This window comes from Paenibacillus sp. FSL R5-0713, assembly GCF_037973325.1.
In the GTDB taxonomy this organism is placed as follows: Bacteria; Bacillota; Bacilli; order Paenibacillales; family Paenibacillaceae; genus Paenibacillus.
In genome coordinates this window covers 859,119-883,813 of sequence record NZ_CP150229.1, presented here as the reverse complement: position 1 = coordinate 883,813, position 24,695 = coordinate 859,119, and the positions used below count along the sequence as shown (strand labels likewise).

Annotated in this window: 17 protein-coding genes; 7 read left to right on the top strand and 10 right to left on the bottom strand. The window is 45.6% G+C overall.

Annotated elements, in window-relative coordinates:
• Positions 1–95: 95 nt before the first annotated feature.
• Positions 96–803, bottom strand: coding sequence for a DNA alkylation repair protein (locus tag MKZ12_RS04045; RefSeq protein WP_339258859.1), 708 nt, complete (start codon positions 801–803; stop codon positions 96–98).
• Positions 804–1,188: 385 nt separating this feature from the next.
• Between MKZ12_RS04045 and MKZ12_RS04040 the strand changes: the two genes are divergently transcribed.
• Complete coding sequence (locus MKZ12_RS04040) at positions 1,189–2,352, top strand: glycoside hydrolase family 27 protein (protein ID WP_339258858.1); 1,164 nt, start codon at positions 1,189–1,191, stop codon at positions 2,350–2,352.
• Positions 2,353–2,557: 205 nt separating this feature from the next.
• On the opposite strand, the gene MKZ12_RS04035 is transcribed toward MKZ12_RS04040, so the two are convergent.
• Entirely contained in the window at positions 2,558–3,367 is an 810-nt protein-coding gene (locus MKZ12_RS04035; protein ID WP_339258857.1) for an AraC family transcriptional regulator, read from the bottom strand.
• Positions 3,368–3,481: 114 nt separating this feature from the next.
• Here MKZ12_RS04035 and MKZ12_RS04030 point away from each other — a divergent pair, with 114 nt between their 5' ends.
• Positions 3,482–5,017: a carboxylesterase family protein gene (locus MKZ12_RS04030; protein ID WP_339258855.1), complete on the top strand. Its 1,536-nt coding sequence runs from the start codon at positions 3,482–3,484 to the stop codon at positions 5,015–5,017.
• Positions 5,018–5,101: 84 nt separating this feature from the next.
• Here the strand turns inward: MKZ12_RS04030 and MKZ12_RS04025 are convergent, their stop codons facing one another.
• Together MKZ12_RS04025 and MKZ12_RS04020 are read right to left on the bottom strand one after the other, a co-directional pair.
• Entirely contained in the window at positions 5,102–6,445 is a 1,344-nt protein-coding gene (locus tag MKZ12_RS04025) for a HAMP domain-containing sensor histidine kinase (protein ID WP_339258853.1), read from the bottom strand.
• Positions 6,438–7,130: a response regulator transcription factor gene (locus MKZ12_RS04020; protein ID WP_339258852.1), complete on the bottom strand. Its 693-nt coding sequence runs from the start codon at positions 7,128–7,130 to the stop codon at positions 6,438–6,440. Before MKZ12_RS04020 ends, MKZ12_RS04025 begins: the two co-directional genes overlap by 8 nt.
• Before the next feature lie 159 nt (positions 7,131–7,289).
• Between MKZ12_RS04020 and MKZ12_RS04015 the strand changes: the two genes are divergently transcribed.
• Together MKZ12_RS04015 and MKZ12_RS04010 are read left to right on the top strand one after the other, a co-directional pair.
• On the top strand, positions 7,290–8,024 hold the full coding sequence (locus MKZ12_RS04015; RefSeq protein ID WP_339258850.1) for a TVP38/TMEM64 family protein: 735 nt from the start codon (positions 7,290–7,292) through the stop codon (positions 8,022–8,024).
• 75 nt (positions 8,025–8,099) lie between these two features.
• Positions 8,100–8,678: a GNAT family protein gene (locus tag MKZ12_RS04010; protein ID WP_339239547.1), complete on the top strand. Its 579-nt coding sequence runs from the start codon at positions 8,100–8,102 to the stop codon at positions 8,676–8,678.
• A gap of 199 nt (positions 8,679–8,877) precedes the next feature.
• Here MKZ12_RS04010 and MKZ12_RS04005 read toward each other — a convergent pair whose 3' ends face one another.
• Both MKZ12_RS04005 and MKZ12_RS04000 read right to left on the bottom strand, forming a co-directional pair.
• Entirely contained in the window at positions 8,878–10,044 is a 1,167-nt protein-coding gene (locus MKZ12_RS04005) for a 5-methyltetrahydropteroyltriglutamate--homocysteine methyltransferase (protein WP_339258848.1), read from the bottom strand.
• 164 nt (positions 10,045–10,208) lie between these two features.
• Positions 10,209–10,778 (bottom strand): hypothetical protein, encoded by a 570-nt coding sequence (locus tag MKZ12_RS04000; protein ID WP_339258846.1) that lies wholly within the window; start codon positions 10,776–10,778, stop codon positions 10,209–10,211.
• A 299-nt stretch (positions 10,779–11,077) separates the two neighbouring features.
• Between MKZ12_RS04000 and MKZ12_RS03995 the strand changes: the two genes are divergently transcribed.
• Entirely contained in the window at positions 11,078–12,133 is a 1,056-nt protein-coding gene (locus MKZ12_RS03995; RefSeq protein ID WP_339258845.1) for an ankyrin repeat domain-containing protein, read from the top strand.
• A 321-nt stretch (positions 12,134–12,454) separates the two neighbouring features.
• On the opposite strand, the gene MKZ12_RS03990 is transcribed toward MKZ12_RS03995, so the two are convergent.
• On the bottom strand, positions 12,455–13,447 hold the full coding sequence (locus MKZ12_RS03990; protein WP_339258843.1) for a tRNA-dihydrouridine synthase: 993 nt from the start codon (positions 13,445–13,447) through the stop codon (positions 12,455–12,457).
• A gap of 421 nt (positions 13,448–13,868) precedes the next feature.
• Between MKZ12_RS03990 and MKZ12_RS03985 the strand changes: the two genes are divergently transcribed.
• Complete coding sequence (locus MKZ12_RS03985) at positions 13,869–14,336, top strand: DinB family protein (RefSeq protein ID WP_339258842.1); 468 nt, start codon at positions 13,869–13,871, stop codon at positions 14,334–14,336.
• A gap of 319 nt (positions 14,337–14,655) precedes the next feature.
• Here the strand turns inward: MKZ12_RS03985 and MKZ12_RS03980 are convergent, their stop codons facing one another.
• The 3 genes from MKZ12_RS03980 to MKZ12_RS03970 form a co-directional block, all read right to left on the bottom strand.
• Positions 14,656–19,791: an S-layer homology domain-containing protein gene (locus MKZ12_RS03980; protein ID WP_339258841.1), complete on the bottom strand. Its 5,136-nt coding sequence runs from the start codon at positions 19,789–19,791 to the stop codon at positions 14,656–14,658.
• A gap of 220 nt (positions 19,792–20,011) precedes the next feature.
• Complete coding sequence (locus MKZ12_RS03975) at positions 20,012–23,065, bottom strand: ATP-binding protein (RefSeq protein ID WP_339258840.1); 3,054 nt, start codon at positions 23,063–23,065, stop codon at positions 20,012–20,014.
• On the bottom strand, positions 23,062–24,210 hold the full coding sequence (locus tag MKZ12_RS03970; RefSeq protein WP_339239536.1) for a response regulator: 1,149 nt from the start codon (positions 24,208–24,210) through the stop codon (positions 23,062–23,064). The genes MKZ12_RS03975 and MKZ12_RS03970 overlap by 4 nt, the downstream gene beginning before the upstream one ends.
• A 221-nt stretch (positions 24,211–24,431) precedes the next feature.
• Between MKZ12_RS03970 and MKZ12_RS03965 the strand changes: the two genes are divergently transcribed.
• Entirely contained in the window at positions 24,432–24,638 is a 207-nt protein-coding gene (locus tag MKZ12_RS03965) for a DUF2536 family protein (protein ID WP_339239535.1), read from the top strand.
• Positions 24,639–24,695: the final 57 nt, after the last annotated feature.

Here is a 24,695-nt window from a genome sequence, read left to right as displayed (position 1 = left end):
AAACATACTCCACAGCTATAGGAGGCTTCTAACTTAACCGTGGTATCCATAACAGGTACTATAGTCTAATTCATATACATCGAAGCTTCTCGTGGCTAACATCTTACATATTTACGCTTAAACCCCGTCCGCCCTTTTTCCACTGCCTTTTGGATATTCTCAGAGGCATTCAGCAGCTTGCTCTTGGGCATGTCCTTATTCACTTCGACAGGTCCCACGGCCTTGGCTGTCTCCACCGCCAGATCGTGCAACGGTTGATAGGATGTTGCAACGGTATACAGGAAGTTGTTCATCGAATATTTCGTTCGTTCCGGAGATTCGTGAATCGTCCTTTTTACCTGTTCCAGCATCTCCGTCAGTTTATTCTCAGAAAACTCACTATCCTTTCGACTGCCGAGCAACCAACAGTAACAGCTCCATCCTGCTGACATTTTGAGCTCATCTCCGCTCGCAATCCACTTATCCGAAACTTCTTGAGCAATATCCGTCTCTGCCAGCGTGACGGCAACGATGAAGTCAGAGATCATGTAAAAATAAGCAGCATCGATCCAACGGTCAAAATCAGCTTCCGTCATCGCTTGAGGATCGGCAATCACGCCCGCAAAGTACATCGCATCATAATTTCCCGTCTCGTATAGTTGCTCCGCCAAAGGTTGATCCTTTTTGATCCGCTTCGCCATTGGTTTCATCGCCCCGGTTGCCACGCCAAATAGCGGTTCATGCGCACCATTGGAGATGTAGATTTTTTTCGTTCGTTCTTTACCCAGCGCTTCCAGCTCTTGCATCACTTCATCTAGATTCATTTGGTGACACTCCCCATCCTATAATTTATATATCTGATCATATCAAACAGAATCTTATGTTTAGCGAACAGCCGATGGAAAATCACACATTATCCTGTTCGAGCATGATTACCGACAATAGTATTCATAGTATCATTCCCCACAGATTCCTGAAAAGATAACATAAATTCTGTGCAGATAGACATTTTTCCTTCCTTAAATGCTTCTCCCCACCGCTTCTGAATACCTGCCCAAAGTCTGGATTGAAGCAATCATTCCTCTCAGCACAGCTGAGCAACATATGTCCATGTCCAAGCAACGTTAAGCTATGGCAGGAATCATCGCTCATCGTTTATGTTCAGTTTAGTATCGTTAACGAAATTGAGGAGAGGAAGGATGCGAGATCATGAGCAACAATCAAGTATTAGGCTTTGCCCCTGCGCTGGGCTGGAATTCGTGGAATACCTTTACGTGGGATATTAATGAACAATTAATTCGGGATGTCGCTGATGTGTTTGTATCGGAAGGTTATCTGGCCGCTGGCTACGAGTATATCGTCATTGATGATTGCTGGAGCCTGAAGGAACGGGATGAAAGTGGCAACCTGGTGGCTGACCCGGAGAAGTTCCCCAGCGGAATGAAAGCGCTCTCTGATTACATCCATAGCAAAGGACTGAAGTTCGGCATGTATTCATGCGTGGGTACGCATACTTGTGCCGGGTATCCAGGCAGCTTTGAGCATGAATTCCAAGATGCTGCCCTTTTTGCCGAATGGGGCGTTGACTATTTGAAATATGATTATTGCTTCAAGCCACGACATATCTCAGGAGAGCTGCTGTACAAACGAATGAGCCTGGCGCTGAAAAACTGCGGTCGCGATATCCTGTTCTCCGCCTGCAACTGGGGAGCTGACGACGTATACGACTGGATTCGGGAATCGGGTGCCCACATGTATCGCTCCACTGGCGATATCCGCGACAACTGGGACTCAGTAAAGGAACTTGCCCTATCTCAATTGGGGAAACAAAGCTACACCGGCTCCTTCTGCCATAACGATATGGATATGCTAATCGTTGGTATGTACGGTGGAAGCAACAATGATTATATTGGCAGTATCGGCGGATGCAACGACATCGAATATAAAACCCACTTCTCCCTCTGGTCCATGATGGGTTCTCCATTAATGATCGGATGCGACGTGCGCAAGGCTAACCAGATTACCAAAGATATTCTTCTGAATCCTGACCTTCTTGCCATCAACCAGGATGTAGAAGCTCGCGGCGCTTACCGCATTAAACCAGAGCCGCAATGGTTTCACACAGACGATGTCTTTATGCTGGTGAAGGTACTTACAGATGGTGATCTGGCTATTGGCTTCTTCAACCTGAGCGACAGCCAGCGGGAGTTGTCTTTGCAGTTTTGGGATATGGGTCTGCCTTACGCTGCCGGTTATGCTCTGTCGATGTACGACTGCTGGGAACATAAAGAGCTTGGCGTGTTCCGTGAACGCTTCGCTCCCGTTGTCGCAGCACATGATTGCCTCATCGTCCGGGCCAAACTGGTGAAATAATGGCTCAACATCGCCTATGCACCTCCTGTCAGGTTCCGCTCTCTTCAGACGATGTGGGCATCTACCTTAAACTGATCTCGCGCTCTGCCCAGCAATTTCTGTGCATCGATTGTCTTGGAGTGAAACTGAACTGTGGACGCGAGCCCATTGAAAAGCTGATACGTTATTTCCGCGAGTCCGGGAACTGCGCCCTGTTCCGTTAACGTTATGCCTTGGTCTGGTGCAGCATCATGTATGCTGTTGGTGTATGTGAAGTGGATTTCTTGAATACTTTGGAAAAATATAACGGATCATTGTAGCCGACGGAGTAGGCTACCGATTGAATCGGCAGACCTGATGTCTTCAGCAGCTCACAGGCGCGCTGGATTCGGCAGGAGGTAATATACTCCAGAACAGACTTACCGGTTGCTCCTTTAAACAGACGAAACAAATAGCTGCGCTCCAGATTGACTGCCTTTACAATCTCCGTGACGGTCAATGTCGGCTTCCAGTAGTTCTGCTCGATGTACTTTCTCGCCAACCAGACATAATCCTTGGCCTCCACCTGCGGCCTCTTTGGATAAAACTCCATATAGTAGGAGAGCAGCAGACGCAAACGCGCATCCGCCCGCAGCAATTCATAGGATGATGCACCTGCGTTCCAGGCAAGGTGATAAAAAGGCTGCAGTGTCTCCGGTGAGATCGTCACTACGGGTTGTACTTCTGAAAGTTGCGTTAGCCCCAGCAACCGTCCGGCATCCTCACCGCTAAACTCCACCCAGACATACTCCCATGGATCTTGCGGGTCTGGATAATAATAAATCTCCTTTTGCGGAAATATGATAAAGCTTTCCCCCGTGACTAACCGAAATACGCGGCCTCCAGTCTCCAGCGTCCCTTGACCGCGGATAATATAATGCAGCGCATAAACGTCACGCACGCCTGGCCCCCATTGATGAGAATTAGCTGGCTTGTGACCACCGCTGATAAAATACAAATTACTGGCTCTGCTGCTCTCATGCCAAATCGGATTCAACCTTGATTCCCCCATTTCTACAGCTACCCTGTTCTCGCGTTCGGTTTATCTTAATATCGTTAATCAGATGTTCGGTAACGCTTACAACCTAAATCCAGAGAGGAGATTGTTGTTATGCTTAGAATGGTTACGGTAGAACATGGACAAGTGCAAGGACTGCCTGCGGCGGATCCGCGGATTACCAGCTTCAAGGGAATTCCTTTTGCCGCGCCTCCTGTAGGTGAGAACCGCTGGCGTGCCCCGCAGCCGCAGTCGAACTGGGACGGTGTACTGCAAGCTTTCGATTTTGCCCCTATCTCCATGCAAGCCCCAACAGTCATCGATGATAACAATATCTACACCCGCGAATGGGCAGTTGATCCTGACCTGCCCATGGACGAAGATTGTCTGTATCTGAATGTCTGGACACCAGCCAAGCGCACGGACGAGAAGTTACCTGTCTTTGTCTGGTACTTTGGCGGAGGCCTACAGGTTGGCCATACGGCCGAAATGGAATTTGATGGCGAGCGAATCGCTCGTAGAGGTATTGTCGTTGTGACGATTAATTATCGACTGAATGCCTTTGGTTTCCTGTGTCATCCCGAGATAAGCGCCGAATCTCCCCATGCACCCGCCAACTTCGGTCATCTCGATCAACAAGCAGGCACGCAGTGGGTCAAACGCAACATTGCCGCCTTTGGCGGTGATCCGGACCAGATCACCATCGGTGGACAGTCGGCAGGCGGAGGAAGTGTACTCAGCCAGATGACCTCTCCGCAAAATAAGGGCTTGTTCCAGCGAGCCGTCATTATGAGCGGCATGGCTACGGAGTTGTACCCGAAAGTCCGCGTGCCTTCTGTCCGTTCCACACTGCGGGATGCAGAGCAGGCCGGGGTTGCATTTTTCGACTTCCTGGGCGTATCTTCCCTTGCAGAGGCGAGACAATTGGATGCTGAATTTCTCCGTGACAAAGCACTTGAATACAAAAGCTTCTGGGGAACCGTCATCGACGATCAATTCTGCGCAGGCGATCCGTTTACTCGTTTTGTTCAGCAAGAGCGCGAGGCGATCCCCGTCATGCTGGGGCATACGTCTTCCGAATTCTGGACTCGTCCCGCCGCAGCCAATCTGGAAGAACTGAAACAGATGGCAGTTGAGCTGTTCGGCGAGGATGCTCCTGCCTTTTTGAAGCTATGTGAGACCGAGACCGGTCAAATCGAGCAGGCTTTGCAACAAGCATCAGTACGCATGATCCAACATGCCATTCTGCTCGCCATCCGCGCGAACAGCGGTCATGCGTCTGAGACGCCTCTTTATTATTATAACTTTGACGCCGAGATTCCGGGATGGGACCAGCCGGGAACCTTTCACTCCGTCGATCTGTGGTTTTTCTTCGAGACATTGGCCAAGTGCTGGCGGCCTTTCACGGGCAAACATTATGATCTGGCGCGCCAGATGTGCAATTATTTATCCAATTTTATTGCTACAGGTGACCCGAACGGTCCAGATTCCACCGGAAAACGGATGCCTCATTGGATTCCTTGTACTACGGAACAGCCGTATCTCATGGAATTTGGCGATCAGTCTCAATTACAGCAGGCTGAGCCTGGACCGATGCTCTCGTTTCTCATTGAACAATATTTCAAGAAACAGAATGAACCTGTTGTTTGAGACATGAGGCTTGCCCTCTGACGATATCGTAAGAGCCATGCGAATGCATGGCTCTTTTAATACAGTAACATCTCTCTTTTCCCATTATATATGAGTCTGTGTTGGTTTATTGAAGATGACAGGTAGCGTAATTTGTAGTGAAAACGTATCTTCTTCCTGTGACACCTTCAACGTCCCGTTGTGCTGTTCGATCATTTTCTGACAACTAACGAGCCCAATTTCGTTGCTATCTTTCTTTTTGCCAACACGTTTAATCTTATTCTCCACCTCAAGAGTGACCCATTGTTGCTTCAAAGAAATCTGGATATGAACGGGAAACACTGGATCGGCGTATTTTCGAATATTTGAAAATATGTTATCCATTACGCGACGCATGGCGACCAGATTGAGTTCAAGTAAAAACTCCTCATGATGTGCACCTGTCTGAACCTGCACATCGATATCGTTTAAAACCACTAATTGTTCATCGATGAGTTGATCGATAAGCGCTCTGCCCTCATACCTTTCAAATTCTATTTCCTCTTCTTCAGCGGCAGAGGATACCGTGAAATATTCAAATAGTTTGTCCGACAGCACTTTGATCTGATAGGCCTTCTCCCGGCTATTATGAATATACTGCAACAGATCCTCATGTGTTTTATACTTGTTGAGCTCTATGATATCCATATACCCTAATAGAATCGTGAGTGGCGTTCGTAAATCATGGGAAATCGCCGTGATCAATTCGCGGTTTGCCATCCTGACCCTCTCCTCGCTGCCGAGCCGCTCCACAAAAGATTTCCTCATCTCATCTATACTCTGGGCCAAAGATGACAGTTCATCCTTTCCCGATACCGTAATCGAATATTCCAAATTTCCACCTTCGAGTATTTTAATCTCTTGTTCAAGCAGGCCAATATACGACGTTTTCTTATTAATTATCAGTAGAAAGGAAACGATGAACACGATAGCTGCTATGAAAACACCAATAATCAGAATGAGGTTGAAATATTGATACTCATAAAAGCCAACCAAATATATTTGGGCATCCTGATCCGCAAAATGGATGGTGGTGATGGGTATTTTCGATGGTACAAATTGAGTTAACAGCTCCTCGTTAATGGCAGGATCAATCTCCGTATTAGAGGAAAATATCAACTTTTCTTTTGCAAAAATATACAGATTTAAGTAGCGCTCATGACTTATCCAATCAGACAATTGCTCATGATTACGTGTTGACACGTTCTGATTGTTCACGAACGCTTCGAATCGTTCAAGCGCATCTTGCTGCCTGTTCTCTACAAAAGTGGATTTGCTTAAATAACTATCCAATACAGTCTCGCCAACAACTTGTAAAATAACGAAAGCACTCATGGCTATGAACAAAGAGATGACAACCGCCAAAACCAGTTTAATCTTCAGTTTTTTTCCCATTAGTAATCTATTCAATTTTGTACCCCTTCCCCCAAACGGTCTTCACATATTTAGGGTTCTGCGGGTCATCCTCCAGTTTGCCTCTCAAATTACGAATATGAACCATCACCGTGTTATTACACGTATAAAAGAAGGGTTGCCCCCAAACACTCTCATATATGTTTTCTGCAGAGAACACCTTTCGTCGCTTCTTAGCCAGCAGCAGCAAAATCTGGTATTCAATTTCAGTTAGAGCAATTTCCTTCTTCCCAACAAACACGGCTTTTGAATCCTGATGGACGGTAAGATCTTTAACGATAATTTGGTCTGTTTCTTCAGTCTTCTCTTTGCCCCGATAAACATAATACCTCCGTAGTAAGGCCTTCACCCTTGAAACGAGTTCTGTATAAGAGAAGGGTTTGGACAAGAAGTCATCACTGCCGGAAGAAAAGGCCAATTGTTTGTCAGAATCCTGCGTTTTCGCCGTGAGAAACAGGATCGGTGCGCTTGTTTGTTCACGAATCTCCAGACAAGCCTTCAAACCTGATTTATTGGGCATCATCATATCCAAGATAATGAGATCCGTCTCTTCATTCACTTTATCAATCGCATCTTGACCATCTATCGCTTCAATGACTTCATAATTCTCGCTCTCTAATAAAATCCTTACAATTTCACGAATTTCGCTGTTATCATCAGCAATTAGAATTTTCTTGCTCATCTGATCCCTCCGTCTAATTTCAGTATAATATGCGCTATTAGCGACTACCAGCAAATACAATCGACTTAAGAATTCTTCAGAAGTTATGTAGGTATCTCTTAAGAACTTCGACTTATACTGTAAATATCTAGAGGTTACTATACAAAGGGGTCGTCAGCTATGCCACAACCTTCAAAAAAAGTAATGATTAACCTATTGTTGGGTCTATTCATCATGTTGTCCATTGGTCTGCTGGTCTATTATTCTCCGGCCATTATTAAAATCATGTCTTCCATGGACAACTTCAGAGAATATATTCATTCAACCGGACATTGGGGTCCAATCATGTTCATCTTATTCCAGATTCTTCAGATCGTGGTTGCACCTATTCCAGGAGAAGTGGTGCAAGTCGCAGGCGGATATATTTACGGTACAGCCATTGGTTCATTGTATACAACGATAGGTTTGATACTCGGCTCAGCGATCGCCTTTTATTTCACTCGTTTTATCGGTCGGGCTTACATTTCACGGCTGCTGCAAAAGAAAAATTATAAGTGGATGTCGTTTATACATGATGAGAAGAAGTTCTCCGCTTTTTTATTTATCTTTTTCGTGATACCCGGCTTGCCCAAAGACATGCTTGTATTTGTTGCCGCTCTTACATCGATTCGTTCGTTTAAGTTCTTCATGATTCTTATAATTGGTCGTCTGCCGTGGATCATTGCATCTGCCGCTGTGGGGTCCACCATTCATATGCAACAATATACGATCGCCATTAGTATTTCTGTTATCGCTGTAATCGGGTTCGTGCTCGGTTATATCTATAGGGAGAAATTGGTGGGATTGTTCTCCCGGTCTGACACAACCAGAACGAAAGCCAAACTCAAGGCTACACCCAGCTATAGTAAGGAATAGTGTGTTTGGTAGAATAAAAAGAAATACAACATGAACAAAGTCAATCTATTGATATGAACACTGGAGGTATATCTCATGCAAAACCTTGAAACCAATCGATTAATCCTACGAAATTTCACCGCAACAGACGCAGCCGGACTGTTGGAATACACAGCAAATCCCAGAGTGAATTGCTTTATGGATCACCGAATTTCAACACTGGAAGACGCGGCGGCGGAGGTCGCAAAAAGAAGCAATGACGATTCCCAAATCGCAGTCTGCCTGAAAGACAGTAACGAGCTGATCGGTGAGCTGTTTGGCATGAGGGAAGATCAGGATCCTGATACAGATAAGGATTCGAATTCAGATACGTATAGTATTGGTTGGAATTTTAATGGAAGATTCGAAGGGAAGGGGTACGCAAGTGAAAGCGCTAATGCTTTCATCGAGCACCTCTTTATGGAACAGGGAATAAGAAGAGTGTACGCCTATGTCGAGGATGATAACTTTCGTTCCCAGAAACTGTGTGAGAAGCTGGGCATGCGCCGGGAAGGTCTTTTTTTGGAGTTCATTTCATTTGTCAATAATGAGGACGGCACACCGAAATATGAAAATACGTATCAATATGCTTTGTTGAAAAAGGAATGGCTGGCACAGCGTGAATCGGAGAAATAAAGAAAGACATGCCTATGCGTCATCATTAGTTTAAAAAAGTTATTGAAATGAGAATGTACCCATACGGCACGTACCACTACAAATAAGGCGACTTCTCCCTGGATGAGATTCCAGAGGAAAAGTCGCCGTTTTATTATCGCGCAGAACACTATTGATCGAGCAATGTGTTTATAAGGTCACAATACATTCAACTTGAATCCTAGACGGTGCCGCCCCAATATTGCTTTGCAATCTTCTGCCCTTGATCAATCTTCGCCCATTGCTGAGCTTCACTTAATTCGTTACCGCCATCACAGGATGCAAAGCCGCATTGATGAGACAGCAGCAGTCGATCCTTATCGATGATTTTGGATGCTTCGTCCAGCAAACGGACAACACGTGTTTCATCATCAAGGGTACTCGTTTTGGAGGAAAGCAAACCCAATACAATTTCCGTTTCCGGTCTGTCCTTGAACACTTCCAGAGCTTCGATGGAACCCGCACGATCATCATCCCACTCCAGGAAGAAACGGTCATACTTCAATTGCTTCAGGAACAGATTGGCGATTTTCACATACGATCCACCGCCCATGTTACGGGAATCATAATTACCGCGGCAGTTATGTGTCCACATTTTCAAGCCCAGGCTATGTCCGAAGTCAATCACGGTATTGTTAATATCAATGAATTCAGAAGCGAGACCTTGTACTTCATCTTGATTAATATGCTCCCCTGTAAATGGAGAGTTAGGGTTGTCGTCTGCAAACAGTTCCCACAAGCAATCATCGAATTGCAGAATTTTACCGCCCACTGCAGCGAATTCTTCGACGAATTCCTTATACGCGATTACTAGGCCCTCTTTGAGCTCCTGTTTGTTCTGATAAACGGAATCTGTACCCCCAATGTTATCTGACCAGGAGAGTTCACCGAAAATATGGGATGGCGATGGTACGCAAAGTTTCGTTTGCTGGTCACCCGCCGTGTCTTGCAGTTGTTGGAACAATTGAATGAAATGATGATTTTTTCCGCTTAATTTGTCCGTGATGCGCAGTCCGATATCTTTGCGTGTTTCATACTTCGAAGTTCCGTCCACATCTCTGAAGAAATAGCCGTGATCCGCGATGTAACGCTTCACACCGCCAAATCCCCATACAAAGTCCAGATGCCACATCGATTTGGAGAATTCGCCATCGGTAACAACGGACAAGTTATGTTCGATCTCTTTGGCTACAACTTGTTTGATAGCCTCCGTCTCGCACTTCTCATATCCTTCGTAGTTTTCATAGAACGGATATTGGATATCATCGTTATGTTCAATTTGCGTTTTATATTTCAGCAGCTCTTCCGGCCGCAATAAACTTCCTACGATCTGGAACTTGTCAGTCATGTAAATTACCCCCTCGTTGTATACCATGATCATATCACGCCGAGAGCAGTTAGAAGGGATACTTAAAAACCATAACTGGTTATAGTTAAAAGCTATACCCACTTGTTAGCAGATTTCATTGAATTCGTCACAGTGTATCTCTATCCATGACAGTTATTTAAATTTCACACCGTACGACGACGCAGTTCATAGAAATATTGCACCGCTGGATGTTTTAATTTGATCTGCTCGGACATGTTTAGAATTCGTTTTTTGCCAACCCGTCTGTCCATTAAAGCCAGAATATTATACAAAATATCATTGCTCTCCAGATTATCTTCTATAGAAGTAGATAAATATGTGGTAGCTGCAACGGTAAAATTTGATTTACTGAGTGCAGCCTGTGCCACCAAAAGCGCTTTGGCATGTACGGAGATTTTTCTGCTCCTTGCCATGATATGCAATCGATCCTCGGGGATATTGCCTTTGGACTCTTGCCGGATAACTTCAATCTCATCTTCACTTACAGGAATGAGAATGTTAGGATCGTTCTTAATCTCCTGTTCCGTCTGATACCAACGGATCGGCGTTGAAATATCACTCATATTCAGGATGTTCTTTTGATCTACGGTAATGTAACAATTGCCTGATTTATCAGGGGCATAGCGATAGCTGGTTGCACGATACTCCACTTTTCCAATTAACGCGGGACTAAGAAAACTCTCTAATTGTTGCTTCAGTTTACTCCAGGACATAGATCCTCCTATTATGAAAAACCTACCGCATGCATTGCGGCGATCATTTTATATACTTTTCAATCCATCAACCCTACGGAAACTCATCTAAAATTATAACATAGCCAAACAAAGCAAAGTCCCCTATTCAATCTGAAAACAGATTCAATTCCTCTGTTCGTCGTATCCGCAGATTAAATCCAGTAATTGGTTTAACATTCCTCATGTGATAAACTTGCAGAAATTATCTGCTTTCTATCCATCTATCATTGCCTATCATTACGAAAATACGATGTCATTCACAAGGAGAGGGATTTTAAATGGCTAAGAAGAAAACAACATTACCTGCTCATATGGAAAAGCTCGTTAAAGATAATGATATCGCTGCGGTAAAAGAGGTTTTCGAGCAATGCGAATGGGATGCCCGTGGGGGCTACAGCAAAGGTACGGCCCTCAGCTTTCGGCATATTTCGGATGAATTGGTTCGCTGGCTGGTAGAGCAAGGGGCAGATATTAATGCACGTGACAAATATCAACGCACGCCTTTACATGCCCATGCCTCACACTGGTCAGGAAATGTCCCCCTGTTCCTTGAATTAGGCGCGGATCTGGACGCTGTGGACTACCAAAATGAAACACCCTTACATGCAGCGGTCAGTGGATATAGAACCACAGTGGTTCAAGCGTTGGTAAACCAAGACGCTGCGATTAACGTAGAAAATAAACAGGGAAATACGCCATTAGCCAAGGGCTTAGTCAATTGCAGGAATAGTGATATTGTTAATCTAGCGGAGATTGCCGCAATTCTGCTGGATGCCGGAGCATCGCTCACCCCGGATATGAAAGAATCGGTGAAGCGGATCGGTAAGGATTTTGAATTCGCCCGTGAGAAGTTCAATAAGGACAAGGTCGATGGAGTTTCAGACGCGCTGATCAAACTGTACCAGCTATTTGATGTCGAGCCGGTCGCGAATCGGATCATGCACGATGGGACCACCCCCATTCAGGTAAAAGCAACCACCTGGCCCAAGCAGCACCAAGAGCTGTGGGAATATCTTGTCCCGGCCCAGGGACATGCGCAAACGGTGCAGGGAGAGATGATCCGCATCACAGGGCGTGTGTCTCATGAAGTATTGGATAATGGCGGAGGTAACTGGGATAGGGAGTATCGCAAGATGCTGGATGCACTGATTCGTCACCTGGGCACTGGTGAACCACTCGCCCCGGCACTTCTCCAAGAAGCATCAGACTTGGTCAGCAGGCTTCATGATGGATATGATTTTGATGCGCCTGCCAGATTATCCGAGTTGGCGGTATTATGGGTAGTAACCAATCCTCAGCCGATCGCCATGGCCCAATCGGAGTATACGCGTTAACGCTCCAAGGAGACGACAACAGCTAAAAAAGAAGCGGAGTTGCTCCCGCTTCTTTTTTAGCTGTTATTTTCTTAATAACCGTCAATACATCATAACTACTAATCTTTCCTAACTAAGTGCGAGTAATACTCGACATGGCTTGAGAGCCTACTATGGATGAAGTTGCTAATATGTCGGGATACCCTCATGATTTCCCACTTTGGAAGTACTCCTAAATAACGTAACTCTTCAATCCCTGTTAGTTTGTTGACCAGAGTATGACGCTTGCCCACACCAAAACTAACCTTACTTATCGTCCGTTCTTTCTCCGAACTCGGAAACTTAAATCCCACGTTCCTCCGCCTCAACTTGATCCTTATTTCCAAATTCATGGAGCAGCGTACGAACTTCACTTGTCGACTTGGCGTTCATTAGGCTGTTTCTGAGTTCACTTGCTCCTCGAAATCCGCGGACATAGACTTTAAAGAAACGGGCAAGCGCGCTGAACGAACGTGGCTCCTGTCCTGAATATTGATCATGGAGATCCAGATGCAGCCGTAGCAGATCAAGCAATTCCTCACTGCTGTGTTCTTTCGGCTCCTTCTCAAACGCAAACGGATTCTGGAAAATACCGCGTCCAATCATAATGCCATCCACACCATATTGCTCCGCGAGTCTAAGGCCTGTCTCACGGTCCGGAATATCCCCGTTAATCGTCAGAAGTGTATTAGGAGCGATCTCATCACGAAGCTGCTTAATCTCCGGAATCAGTTCCCAGTGAGCGTCTACTTTGCTCATTTCTTCTCTTGTCCGCAGGTGAATCGACAGATTCACGATGTCTTGCTGCAAAATATGAGTTAACCAGTCGCGCCATTCGTCGACTTCAGTAAATCCGAGACGCGTTTTTACACTGACTGGCAGTCCTCCGGCCTTCGCCGCCTGAATAATCTCCGCCGCAAGAGCCGGGCGGCAGATCAAGCCGCTTCCTTTTCCATTCTCAGCCACATTCGCTACAGGACAGCCCATATTAATATCGATACCTTTAAAGCCTTCTTTCGCCATACCGATACTCATCTCACGAAAGAATTCCGGTTTATCTCCCCAGATATGAGCCACAATCGGCTGTTCATCTGCTGTAAATGTCAAACGCCCACGCACACTCTTGTGCCCCTCCGGGTGACAATAACTCTCCGTGTTCGCAAATTCCGTAAAAAATACATCTGGTCGCCCTGCTTCACTCACCACATGACGAAACACAACATCCGTCACATCCTCCATCGGTGCCAATATAAAAAATGGTCGTGGTAATTCACGCCAAAAATTGTCTTTCGTCATATCCAAAACCTCTCTATGCATACTAGGGAACTTCTTTATCCCGAAAATGTTAAATCCATCTGTAACCGATTATATCACACCCCCGAGAGAAGCATACTTCTCCCGCCAGCCTGAATAAACAACGTCGACTACGTAGGAATGGATATCTAAATCTCTTGAATGTACCATTATAAAACCACTGCTTGGCGCAAGACAACTTCATTATCCACATTTATACTAACTTCTTTTTCCATCTGTTCATTCCTATGCATTCACTTTATTTAACCCATCAAGGAGTAGCTATATATGTTTGACATCATAATACATCATATACATTATAGATACATGTAATCTTTAATTAAAACCAGACAGTGTCAGACCTTGCTCGAGATTGCAGTTTAACATACAACAGACAGTACAGTTAGAAAGGAGATCATTAAACATGGATGTACTAAAAAGTCAGTACGACATGATTAAACGGACAAGGGAATCCCTCTTCCGAATGTGTGAAAACATGTCCCCCACAGCGTATATTAAACCGGTAGAAGCTTTAGGTGGAGATTCAATTCGTAACCTGCATGTTCATGTTACAGATTGTTATCGCGTATGGTTAGGTGTGCGTGGTCTTGGGCGATCCATGCCCAAAATAAAACCAGAATCCATCCAAGATGTTCAGCAGATGCGTAAATTATTTGAGGCGACAGACTTACTCGTTAACGAATTCCTACAGGATTTTAGACGCAACTGGAACCCCGACATTCAAGCCGGTTGGATGAGTGAAACCGCCGAATTAAGTGAATTATGGCTTTTTACACATTGCACAACCCATGAATTCCATCATCAGGGACAAATCGCAAAAATAGCCAGATTACTTGGGTACATCCCGCCCAAAATGAATTTATCAAAATAAAATGAGCCTGGGAATCATCTATTTAACAAAATAGATCAACGGTATGCCATTCTGCTTGATTCTTATCAAGTATAGGCTTTTTTTGTTATGCCTTTTTTTCGACACATTAAAGATAATGAATATCTTGCTAGGCTTCATCCTCTCTCTTCATGAAACGTGTTCTCATACCAGGAAATCAGGAAGATTAGGTATATTATGAATCCAACTGTACACCCTTAATGGGAAAAAAGCGGAATGAGCACTAATTAGCACTCATTCCGCTTTTCTAGCTTCCCCGGACTGTACCTTACAAATCATCCAAAAGTTTAACGATTACCACCTAGATTAGATTCGACTTCTGTAACAATCTCTGCATGATCGTGGCAATCTCGGCACGTGTAACCTTACCTTTTGGTGCTAATAAAGTTTGGCTGCGCCCCTGCACAAGACCTGACTTCGCGCTGTCCACTGCACTGCTGCGTGCCCAGGCAGATACAGCAGCTGCATCATTGAATGACTGGAGCGTGGCATCCAAAGGCTCTGCGTTCAGGCTGTCTTTTAGCCCAGTAATCATCATCGCTTTCGCTAATATGACCATCGCCTGTTCTCTTGTAATGGTTTCGTTAGGATGGAAGGTGCCATCCTCAAAGCCGTTGATCAGCCCATATGCATGTGCTGTGCGGATAGCACCATTGTACCAATCCTCGGTCTTCACATCCGTAAATGGAGTTTCCCCATTCTCCGGACGAAGTCCCAGACCACGAACCATGATTGCAGCGAACTCTGCACGGGTCACAGCTCGATCAGGATTGAAGGTTCCGTTGCCAACGCCCTCCACAATCATACGAGATCCCATATCATTTACAGCTTCTTTACCCCAATGATGCATTACGTCTGTAAATTGTAATGGATGCCACACTACTGCATATGTGCTATTGGTCAGGCTGTTAATTTGAGCTTCGTATCGGCCATTGTTTTGACGTACTTTGGTCGGGACATGACGAACTGATCCGTCTGGCTCCACGACAACGCCAGTTGTAATTTTGTTCGGATCTATGCCTTCTGGCATGGCTATCGTTCTTTCGACATATGCATCGAAGTTTTTTACTTCAACAGACTTGTCACCATAAACGGCATTAACTGTAAAATTAAGCGGCTGAGCAATCAGAGATAAATCATTCTGAGCGACTGCGCGATCTACAATGTCCGATTGAACTGAGGTCGGAGCTGCAATTTCAATCTGTACCTTGATTTCCTGCAAGTCATTAGACACTCCAACTTGGCTCGCAATCTCCCCAATGCGGATTTGTCCAGCAGGAACAGTGTACGAAGCCTGCTCTGTTTTGAATTCGAGAATAGCTTGATAATCTTCCATCGTTTTAATCATCTCGCCTGTAAGCTCACCCACAAAAACGTCGTACGTTTGATTAATAGGAATTGTGACAACCGCGTGTTGTCCTTCCTCTGCCAATCTGTCATTCAGCTTCTGCTGATCTACTACAATCGTCAATGCGGTTTGTTGGTCACGCCGGGATATGATCGCTTGTCCAGCATTTTCCACTTTTCCATTAACCAAAATATTGACGCCTGTAGTTGGTGTTGTTGGTGGTGTGACAGGTGTTAACTGTGGGTTTGATGGAGCTTGTGTTACAGGCGGGTTGGTTGACGGAGCAGAGGCCGCTGCAGGCACAACTGCATTGGACCTAGCCGAATCTGTACTTTTGCCTGCACCGTTAATGGCTTTCACCGTAAACGTATAGCTTATTCCGTTACTCAATCCCGTTACTGTTATTGGACTAGTACTGCCTGTAATTATCGTATTCCCAGGCGATACAGTCACTTCGTATCCCGTAATTGGACTTCCACCATCATGAACTGGCGCTGCAAATCTTACGGTCGCTTGTCCGTTGCCCGATGTCGCTGTCACATCTGTTGGCGATCCCGGAACGCTTGATGGAATTACACTTACTTGATTGGAGGCTTCACTAAGCCCTCCCTTATTCTCTGCTTTTACAACAAAGTAATAAGTCTTGCCGTTAACCAACTCAGGAATGGTATAAGGTGATGATGCCTCGGCTGTGATTTCAACCCTATGATCAGGATCATCATCTGTTGCCATGTAAATTCGGTACTCTACATCGGGTTCCGTTTCCCATTTCAACGTGACATGACCATCCCCAGGTTCGGCTGTCAGATTCCGAGGGTTGGCTGGCGCATTAGGCAGATTTACGGCCTGTATTACTTTGAAAGTAACTGGTACCATAAGATCTGCTGTCAACGTAACCGTTGCTGTATATGTTCCTGCGGGCAATCCGTCCTTGGCACGGAGAGTGAACTCTGTCTGATCTCCAGCGATCAATTCAGCATCCGGCTGCGTAATAACAAAGGCATCCGAATCATGCCCGCTCAGAGAGGCAGATAAATGAACCAGATTTCCTGTTCCCGTATGCTGAATGGATACGCTGTTCGTTTCCTGAGTACCGGATTCATAATCGAGCATGAGCGGTTCCAATGTGCGATCTTCAATTGGAGCAATCGTATACGTTGGAGCTGCTGTCACCGTAAGAACCATGCTGCCTTTTTTGCTGATATCTGCTGTTGAGGTCGCGTAAATGGTATATTCCCCTGGCTCGGCATCGGCTTCTACCGTAACATAGCCGGAATCGCTGACCTTCACCTTGTTGGTTGCATCGCTACTGCTCCACATCACCGTTACATCGGCTCCGCCTACGGTATCAACCGTTGCCGTCAGTTGTCTGCTCTCTCCCTGCATAAGGCTGTCTGTAATCGGATTAACCGTGACGCTGTTCACGGCCGGTGCATACGTCACCTTAATGGTTGCCGTTGCAACCTTGGTTAGATCGTACACGGATGTCGCTGTAATCACATAGTCACCTGGCACGGCATCGGAAGCAACGCTAACATTTCCCATGCTGCTTACGGTTACCTTGTTGCTGGAATCGGTGCTCGTCCACATCACGGAAGAATCGGCTCCACCTACCGCAGTTACCGTGGCAGTGAGTTGCTCGGTTCTTCCTTGTGCGACAGTAGCATTTTCCGGATTGACAGCGATATTGTGAATAGCTGGCGCATACATCACGGTAACGGTTGCCCTTCCCATCTTGCTGCTGTCTTCAATCGATGTAGCTGTTATCGTATAATCCCCTGGTACAGCATCCGCTGCAACCGTTACGAAGCCGGTATTACTTACAGAGACTTTGCCAGTTAGATCACTGCTGCTCCATGTTACCTCCGTCGAAGCTCCACCAACTGCCTCAACGATTGCCTCTAACTGTGTACCATCTCCTTGCACGATACTTGCTGGATCAGGCGTAACGATAACTCCGTTTACTGCTGGTGCATACGTCACCGTAATGGTTGCTGTACCCACCTTACTGCTGTCTACCGTCGAAGTTGCCGTAATGGTGTAGTTCCCTGGCATAGCGTCTGGGGCAACCGTCACGAAGCCGGTATCGCTTACCTCAACCTTGTGATCCGTATCACTGCTGGCCCATGTCACCGTTGCTCCGGCCCCACCTACAGCGTTTACCGTTGCGACCAGTTGTCTGCTCTCTCCTTGCATCAAACTGTCGGTATCTGGGCTAACACTAACGCTATTAACAGCTGGTGCATAGGTAACCGTAATGATCGCTGATTGCCTCTTACCCGTATCATAAGTGGAAGATGCTGTAATGGTGTAGTCGCCCGGTGCAGCATCCGATGCTACACTAACCTTCCCCGTTGCATCTACCGTTACTTTGTTACTGAGATCACTGCTATGCCAGCTTACCGTGTCTGGCGCTCCACCTACGGCAACTACCGTTGCCGTTAACTGGGTGCTCTCACCCTGCATCAGGCTATCCGTACTTGGATTAACGGCTATACTCTGAACTGCTGGTGCATATGTCACCGTAACGGTTGATGTTGCTGTCTTGGTACTATCGAACGTGGAAGTCGCCGTGATGATGTAATTACCTGGTGTTGCGTCCCGTGCAACTGTAACTAAGCCCGTAGCATTAACTGCGACCTTGTTCGTTGCATCACTACTGCTCCATGTCACCGTTGTTGGCGCCTCTCCTACGGCGTTAACAGCAGCCGATAGTTGCCTGCTTCCACCCTGCATCGTACTTGTCGTGATCGGGCTTACAGTTACACTGGTGACGCTTGGTGGAGGCGGCGGCGTGAATTGGGCTGCCCTTATATTTACCACTTTTCTGTCATCCTCATCCCACACCGCATACAGTGCTCCATTCATTGCTGTTATGGCAGGACTTGTGGCAGTTTTAGTTGTAAAAACATTCAATCCACCATTCCTTCCATTTTCAGCTAGAACCCATCCATTGCCGTCATATTTTTTCACACGAATCTTAAAAATAGCAATAGCATTACTGATCACTCCGGAATATTCGCCCCAAACGGCATATAATTCATTATTCAGAGTTGCCAGCTCCACTGTGAAGGTACGAAAATCAGTGCCAACATTAATCCCTGTCTGTCCCCCACCGTCAATACTGGTCCAGTTGTTACCATCGTACTGTTTAACTCGGACTTGATCGTCTGTTCTACTGATTGGTTCTGTCCATGCCATGTATAAGATATCGTTAATAACAGCAAATGAGGGATTGGTTGGAATAACCGTAGAAGTTATATTTAATCCAACCCCACCGTCTGCCAATGACCAGTTTGATCCAGCATATTTTTTGACACGCAACTGATACTTGGCACCGGTCAAATACTCGACCCACGCTACGTATAAATCATCCCCCATTACTGTAATGATGGGCGTTGCTGCACCACTACCCGGGTTTACGTTTAATCCCTCTGTTCCGCCCCCATCGAGGCTTGCCCACGTGGTGCCATTATACTTCTTCATGCGAATCTTAGCTGCTTCAACCCAAGTTGCGTACAACTCCCCTTTATATGCAGTTAACATGGGAGTACTCGCATTTAATGAGGGACTTTCATTAATTCCTTCTGTGCTTCCTCCTTCAGCATTTGTCCAGCTCGTACCGTCATATTTTTTGACCCGAATCTGGCCAATAGAAGAAGTTTTCATTTCCGTCCAAGACAAATATAGAGCGTTATTGTACACGGCGAGGGTCGGAGATACGACATCTTTGGTTAAATCGTAATTCAGACCATATGTTGGGTGACCGCCGTCAACACTAATCCAGTTTGAGCCATTAAACTTTTTAACTCTGATCTGGCTAATCGTAGGCGTACTCGGAATCGTTTCTTTCCATGCCACATAAATCTCACCATTCCATTCCACTATGGCAGGTTTTTCACCCCTCATGGCTGAATTTACATTAATGCCAGTTGCTCCATTCCCATCAATGATCGACCAGCCGGATGCCGCCGAAGTTACACCGCCCCCAATCACTAAAGATGGTATAAAAAGAATGATGGCTAGAAACAGATGTGCCATTCTTCGAAAATTTCCGTATTTCTTACTTGCTCCCCCCACTGAAATCATTACATGTCTCCCCCTCCGCAATATTAATCAGTTGCATTCTACTCAGCATAACGGAGCACACCTTAAAAAAACCTTAAAAAACGATGTTATTCGACTTTATTCGACGACATTAATCATACCCGTCCACCAATCCACATTTTCAGTTAACTATCCATCAAATAAATACAAAAAGAGCCCCACCGCATGTACGATGGAACCCATTGATATAACATATGTTCTCTTAAGACAGCCCATTAGGAATATGAAAGGCAACGCTCGTTCCATGCCCAGGTTCACTCGTTAGTACCAGTGAAGTTCCGTATTCAAATCTCAATCGCTTATCGATATTTCGTAAACCTACTCCTTGCTGGACGGCCGATTCGCTATGTTCAAGTAATATCTTCTTACGGTCGGGAGGAATTCCGACTCCGTCATCGGATACAACAAATAACCAATCCTCTTCTAATCTCTCCACTATCAATTTCACTGTTCCGCCTTCAATTCGATCTCCGATGCCGTGGCGAATCGCATTTTCGATCAACGGCTGAAGCAGCAACGGCGGTATCTGTAAACGATATGCCTCTTCAGGAATCTCATATTGGAAGCAAATACGGTCCCTGAATCTTGCCTGCTCAATCTGTACATAGGTTTGAATAAGCTTGAATTCCTCATCGAGTTCGATGCGTTTATCTGAATTGCTGAACCGAAAGCTTCCTCGCAAATAATCAGCCAACGCGATGATCATGCTCCGCGCACGCTCTATATCTGTATAACTGGAGGCAACGATACTATTAAGAACGTTATATAGAAAATGCGGCTTGATCTGCGATTGAAGGAAAGCCACTTCCATATATACTGCACGTCCCAATGATTCCTTCATGGCAAGCAAACTTCCGATTCGGGCTTTTAATTCTTCCAAATCAAACGGTTTGGGCAAGTAGTCGTTTGCTCCAACCTGATATGCAGCCACCTTATCCTGTGGTTGAATTGCCGCAGTAACCATCAACACGGGCAACTCCAGGAGTGAATAGCGCTTGCGAATTTCTTGACATACTTCGTATCCGGACATGCCTGGCATCATCAGGTCCAGAATGACAAGGTCAATTCTGCCCGGTTCATCGATCTGGCGAAGTGCTTCGTATCCATCTTTGACTGCGATGATCCGATAGTCATGGGATTGTAGCGTATCCAGCAAAACCTTCAGATTGACATATTGATCATCAACGATCAAAATCGTGCGCTTACCAGCGGCATTCGCAATATACGGTGTAGGAAACGAATACTCGTTCTCCAAAGGTTGAATGTAAGATGCTGATGAATGGTCCGAGCTAGCTATATTTTCATTATTTGATGTTGCCCGCTGCAGGGTAAACGTGAATGTCGTCCCCACGTCCAGGGTTGAGCTCACGGATAGTGTCCCCCCTTGCAGATTAATCAGCTGCTTAGCGATAGAAAGCCCAAGCCCGGAGCCGCGTTGGCTTACTTCTTCCATGGATTTGAACGGCTCAAAGATATACGGCATATCCTCCGGATGTATACCCGCTCCCGTATCCTGTACTTCGAATTGCAACAGGCCTTCTTGTTCCTTCCCGACAACAATGATCGTTCCGTTCTCTGTGTACTTGATTGCATTGTCCAGCAGATTGCTAATGACCTGACTTAACCTGATTTCATCAGCATAAGCGAGCGGCAAGTCCGCTGGCACCTGATTGACGAGTTGAATCTCCTTTTCCGCACTGAGATAAGAGTAGAAACGGATTTGCATCTCTACGACTGAACGGACATCGACTGGCGCCGGATCAATTCTAAGCTCCCCCTGTTTAAGCTTCGACAAGTCCAGAATGTCATAGACAATCTGAGAAAGCTTCCTGGTAATATCGATCATCAACTGAAGCTTCTCTCGTTGCCCTGACGTAGGAGGTGACGCAGTATCATCAAGCATAGACCGGGATATGTTCATAACACCATGAAGAGGCGTCTTGAATTCGTGTGAAGTACGTGCGAGAAAATCATCCTTGTGCTTGTCCGCCTCCATTAACTGACCCGAGAGTTCCTCTATTCTCTGGAATGCGTTTGAGAAGCGGAGCGACATCAATAGTGCAAGCATGAGCAGTACAAGAAATGGCTCGACGGGTGGCAGCGAATAGATCGGAACGCCAAAGTAGACGTTTAAGTTCTGGTTCAACACTAGCGCGTTCAAAGCCATCGCCGCCACAGCCAGATACCAGCTGCCAGCCACTCTATTTAGAACAGCATATACAAACACATAGGTGGCGTACAACAAAGCTAACGTGACGTACAGTGATGTCACAAGGCGAAACGGCCCTGTCGTAATTTGCGTAGCAAAGCCCATATGCAAGAGAAGTAAAGCACCTCCTGATAGTAGTCCTGCCTTCGTAAATCCTCTATAACTGTAGGGACGAAAAGCAGTATACACATACAAGAAAAATCCTACACCTACCCCAATGGTCAACACCATTTGAATGCGAAAATATAGCCAAAATGGAAGTGGGCCCAGCGCATCGAACAGCACCCTCTCACCGCTGATGCTTGTAAACGCTGCAATAAATACACAGACGAGTCCGAATACAACAAGGGACTGATCATTCCTGCGCTGAGAAAATAATCCGATAAAATACAGCCCCATGATCAGGAAGGCTGTTAGGGCAATCCAATCGTGTGCTGTCGCGACATCCCGAATTTTCGCAATTTGGTCAGCCTTGCCAAATTGGATAGACTCCCCGATTCCACTCGTTACCCGGAATTCATGGTTGGCAACTTCGATCACGATATCGTTCCAGCCTGGCTTTAAAGTGAAATAACTGACATATGGCTTGTTAAGCGCCCAATAATCGTCTTTGTGATCGGGATACCCGCTTGAGCCCACGACTTGCCCGTTGACGATAAGCCTATTGGAGATCAATATGGCTGCCGTCTTCATTCCATATATGACGCTATCGTCATCAATTAAAAGCCTCAAACGATACGTTGCCACACCCAACGTATCCATCTGTTTGGACCATGACCCGGGCACCTGAATGAAAGAAGGGGCTTCATCTCCCGCTTCCTCAGAGGTGAGGGGATGGCTGAAGAGTAGTCGATTCGGGTAAAACTCCCATTGCCCGTCCAGCCGGACGACACCCTTCTCCTGAAATGCCCAATTGGTTAAGTCCATGACTCCATTGGCCGCCATCGGCATCGTTTTCTTGTTAAAAGTAAAGTATGTTAACAGCATACCGTAAGTCGCGAACAACATTGTCAATGTAATTAGGATCGCAACGATTTTGCGTTTCATTGAAATGTGCGCCCCGATCCCTCCATCGTGTTCTGAATCAATAACAACGTCTCCTCCTCCAGTTCTGTTCCAAGTTGAATGCGCACGGCTTGCTCTAACTCCTGACTTACACGGTATGCCTCGCTCCGGTTACTGAGTTCCAGATGAATTCTAATCAACTCACGTCCATCGATCTCGGAGTCAGGAACAAGTGACAGTAATCGCTGTAAGCTATTCGCTGCAAACAAAAGCTTTCCTTGGCTACGATAATACATATACCATTTGCGAAGTGCACGGACATACAACGACTTGATATTCAACTGTCTGGCAATTGCCCAGTCAAAATTGCATCCATCCATATAATCTCCGACGTACATCTCGTTCATCTGATCATAATGAAGCTCATTTATGTGCTCTTCCGCCAATATTTTATTTAACAATGTCTCGAATTGAGAGACATCTATTGTAATGTCGTTCAGTTCAGCGGAAAACCCCTGATTTCCTTTACGGATATGAATTGCTACACCATGCTCTGTCAAGCTTCTTCGAAGATAAGAAAGACAGGTGTACAAATACGATTTGGCTTTATCGAGATCGTAACCCGGCCACAACGCCTCTATAATGACAGCGGCATTTACGCGCTTACCTTCATGATGAATTAGAAATGCGCATAGCTCCCGCTCTTTTTTCGTTTTCCATATAACTTCCTTGCCCGTATCGCCTGGTGATATGATATGGAATCCTCCGAGAGAAAGAACTGACGGAACTAAAGGCTTATTTTCTTCTGTTAGACTGGACTGCTTGTACAGATCTTTGGTTATCCGTGCCACCGTATTCTGTAAACGGCTCACCGTAAACGGTTTTAACAGATAGTCGGTTGAATCAATCTCAAACGCTTCTAATGCATACTCGGCATAGGCCGTCGTGAAAATGATCGGCAACTCAGGAGAAATGCTTCTTATTCGCCGAGCTGCTTCGGTACCCTTCATACCCGGCATTTGGATATCCAAAAACACAGCATCTATCATGGTTCGATTTAAATCTTCCAACGCCTGAAGGGGATTTAGATATCTTCCAGCGATCTCCACATTCCCCATTTGACCAAGCAATATCTCAAGCAGATCTAGTGCATCTTCTTCATCGTCAATCAACATGACACGGATCATTGGCTGTTCTCCTTTTTCGTTCATGCTAAAGATTAGCGGCCTTGAATCAATGTTTACATCCAAATTTATTTATACATATATATCGGGCGGTTGGCTTCGTCTCTTTAGATTCTGATATGTTGAGTGGAATTCATCTTGCCGAACTGGAAAAGCTCCTCTACAATGAAGCTCGACAGGCATTTAACCTGCAGATCGACATTCCGAGGAGGCTTGACTTAAATATGGAAATTTCACTGGATATCATAAAAGATAAAGTCGAATGCTTGCAGGCTTATGACTTTCATGAACTGGCGCGAGCGATCGAAGAACGTATTGAAATCAATAAGGCATTAATGCTGCGTGTAAAGCAAGTCCAACATCAAGTAACGTTTGATCCTATTCGCACCAAAATGTTATATAGCGCAGTCGTGCATTTTGCCTTAGATTAATGGACCAAGACTTTGAATAGTGAATACCAGATTACTGACTTAATTGCAGTTACTGCA

What these genes read in the sequence shown, in the direction of transcription:
- MKZ12_RS04045 (WP_339258859.1), bottom strand. Translation starts at nt 803, where the DNA reads ATGAATCTAGATGAAGTGATGCAAGAGCTGGAAGCGCTGGGTAAAGAA.
- MKZ12_RS04040 (WP_339258858.1), top strand. Translation starts at nt 1,189, where the DNA reads ATGAGCAACAATCAAGTATTAGGCTTTGCCCCTGCGCTGGGCTGGAAT.
- MKZ12_RS04030 (WP_339258855.1), top strand. Translation starts at nt 3,482, where the DNA reads ATGCTTAGAATGGTTACGGTAGAACATGGACAAGTGCAAGGACTGCCT.
- MKZ12_RS04020 (WP_339258852.1), bottom strand. Translation starts at nt 7,130, where the DNA reads ATGAGCAAGAAAATTCTAATTGCTGATGATAACAGCGAAATTCGTGAA.
- MKZ12_RS04015 (WP_339258850.1), top strand. Translation starts at nt 7,290, where the DNA reads ATGCCACAACCTTCAAAAAAAGTAATGATTAACCTATTGTTGGGTCTA.
- MKZ12_RS04010 (WP_339239547.1), top strand. Translation starts at nt 8,100, where the DNA reads ATGCAAAACCTTGAAACCAATCGATTAATCCTACGAAATTTCACCGCA.
- MKZ12_RS04005 (WP_339258848.1), bottom strand. Translation starts at nt 10,044, where the DNA reads ATGACTGACAAGTTCCAGATCGTAGGAAGTTTATTGCGGCCGGAAGAG.
- MKZ12_RS04000 (WP_339258846.1), bottom strand. Translation starts at nt 10,778, where the DNA reads ATGTCCTGGAGTAAACTGAAGCAACAATTAGAGAGTTTTCTTAGTCCC.
- MKZ12_RS03995 (WP_339258845.1), top strand. Translation starts at nt 11,078, where the DNA reads ATGGCTAAGAAGAAAACAACATTACCTGCTCATATGGAAAAGCTCGTT.
- MKZ12_RS03990 (WP_339258843.1), bottom strand. Translation starts at nt 13,447, where the DNA reads ATGACGAAAGACAATTTTTGGCGTGAATTACCACGACCATTTTTTATA.
- MKZ12_RS03985 (WP_339258842.1), top strand. Translation starts at nt 13,869, where the DNA reads ATGGATGTACTAAAAAGTCAGTACGACATGATTAAACGGACAAGGGAA.
- MKZ12_RS03980 (WP_339258841.1), bottom strand. Translation starts at nt 19,791, where the DNA reads ATGATTTCAGTGGGGGGAGCAAGTAAGAAATACGGAAATTTTCGAAGA.
- MKZ12_RS03975 (WP_339258840.1), bottom strand. Translation starts at nt 23,065, where the DNA reads ATGAAACGCAAAATCGTTGCGATCCTAATTACATTGACAATGTTGTTC.
- MKZ12_RS03970 (WP_339239536.1), bottom strand. Translation starts at nt 24,210, where the DNA reads ATGATCCGTGTCATGTTGATTGACGATGAAGAAGATGCACTAGATCTG.
- MKZ12_RS03965 (WP_339239535.1), top strand. Translation starts at nt 24,432, where the DNA reads ATGGAAATTTCACTGGATATCATAAAAGATAAAGTCGAATGCTTGCAG.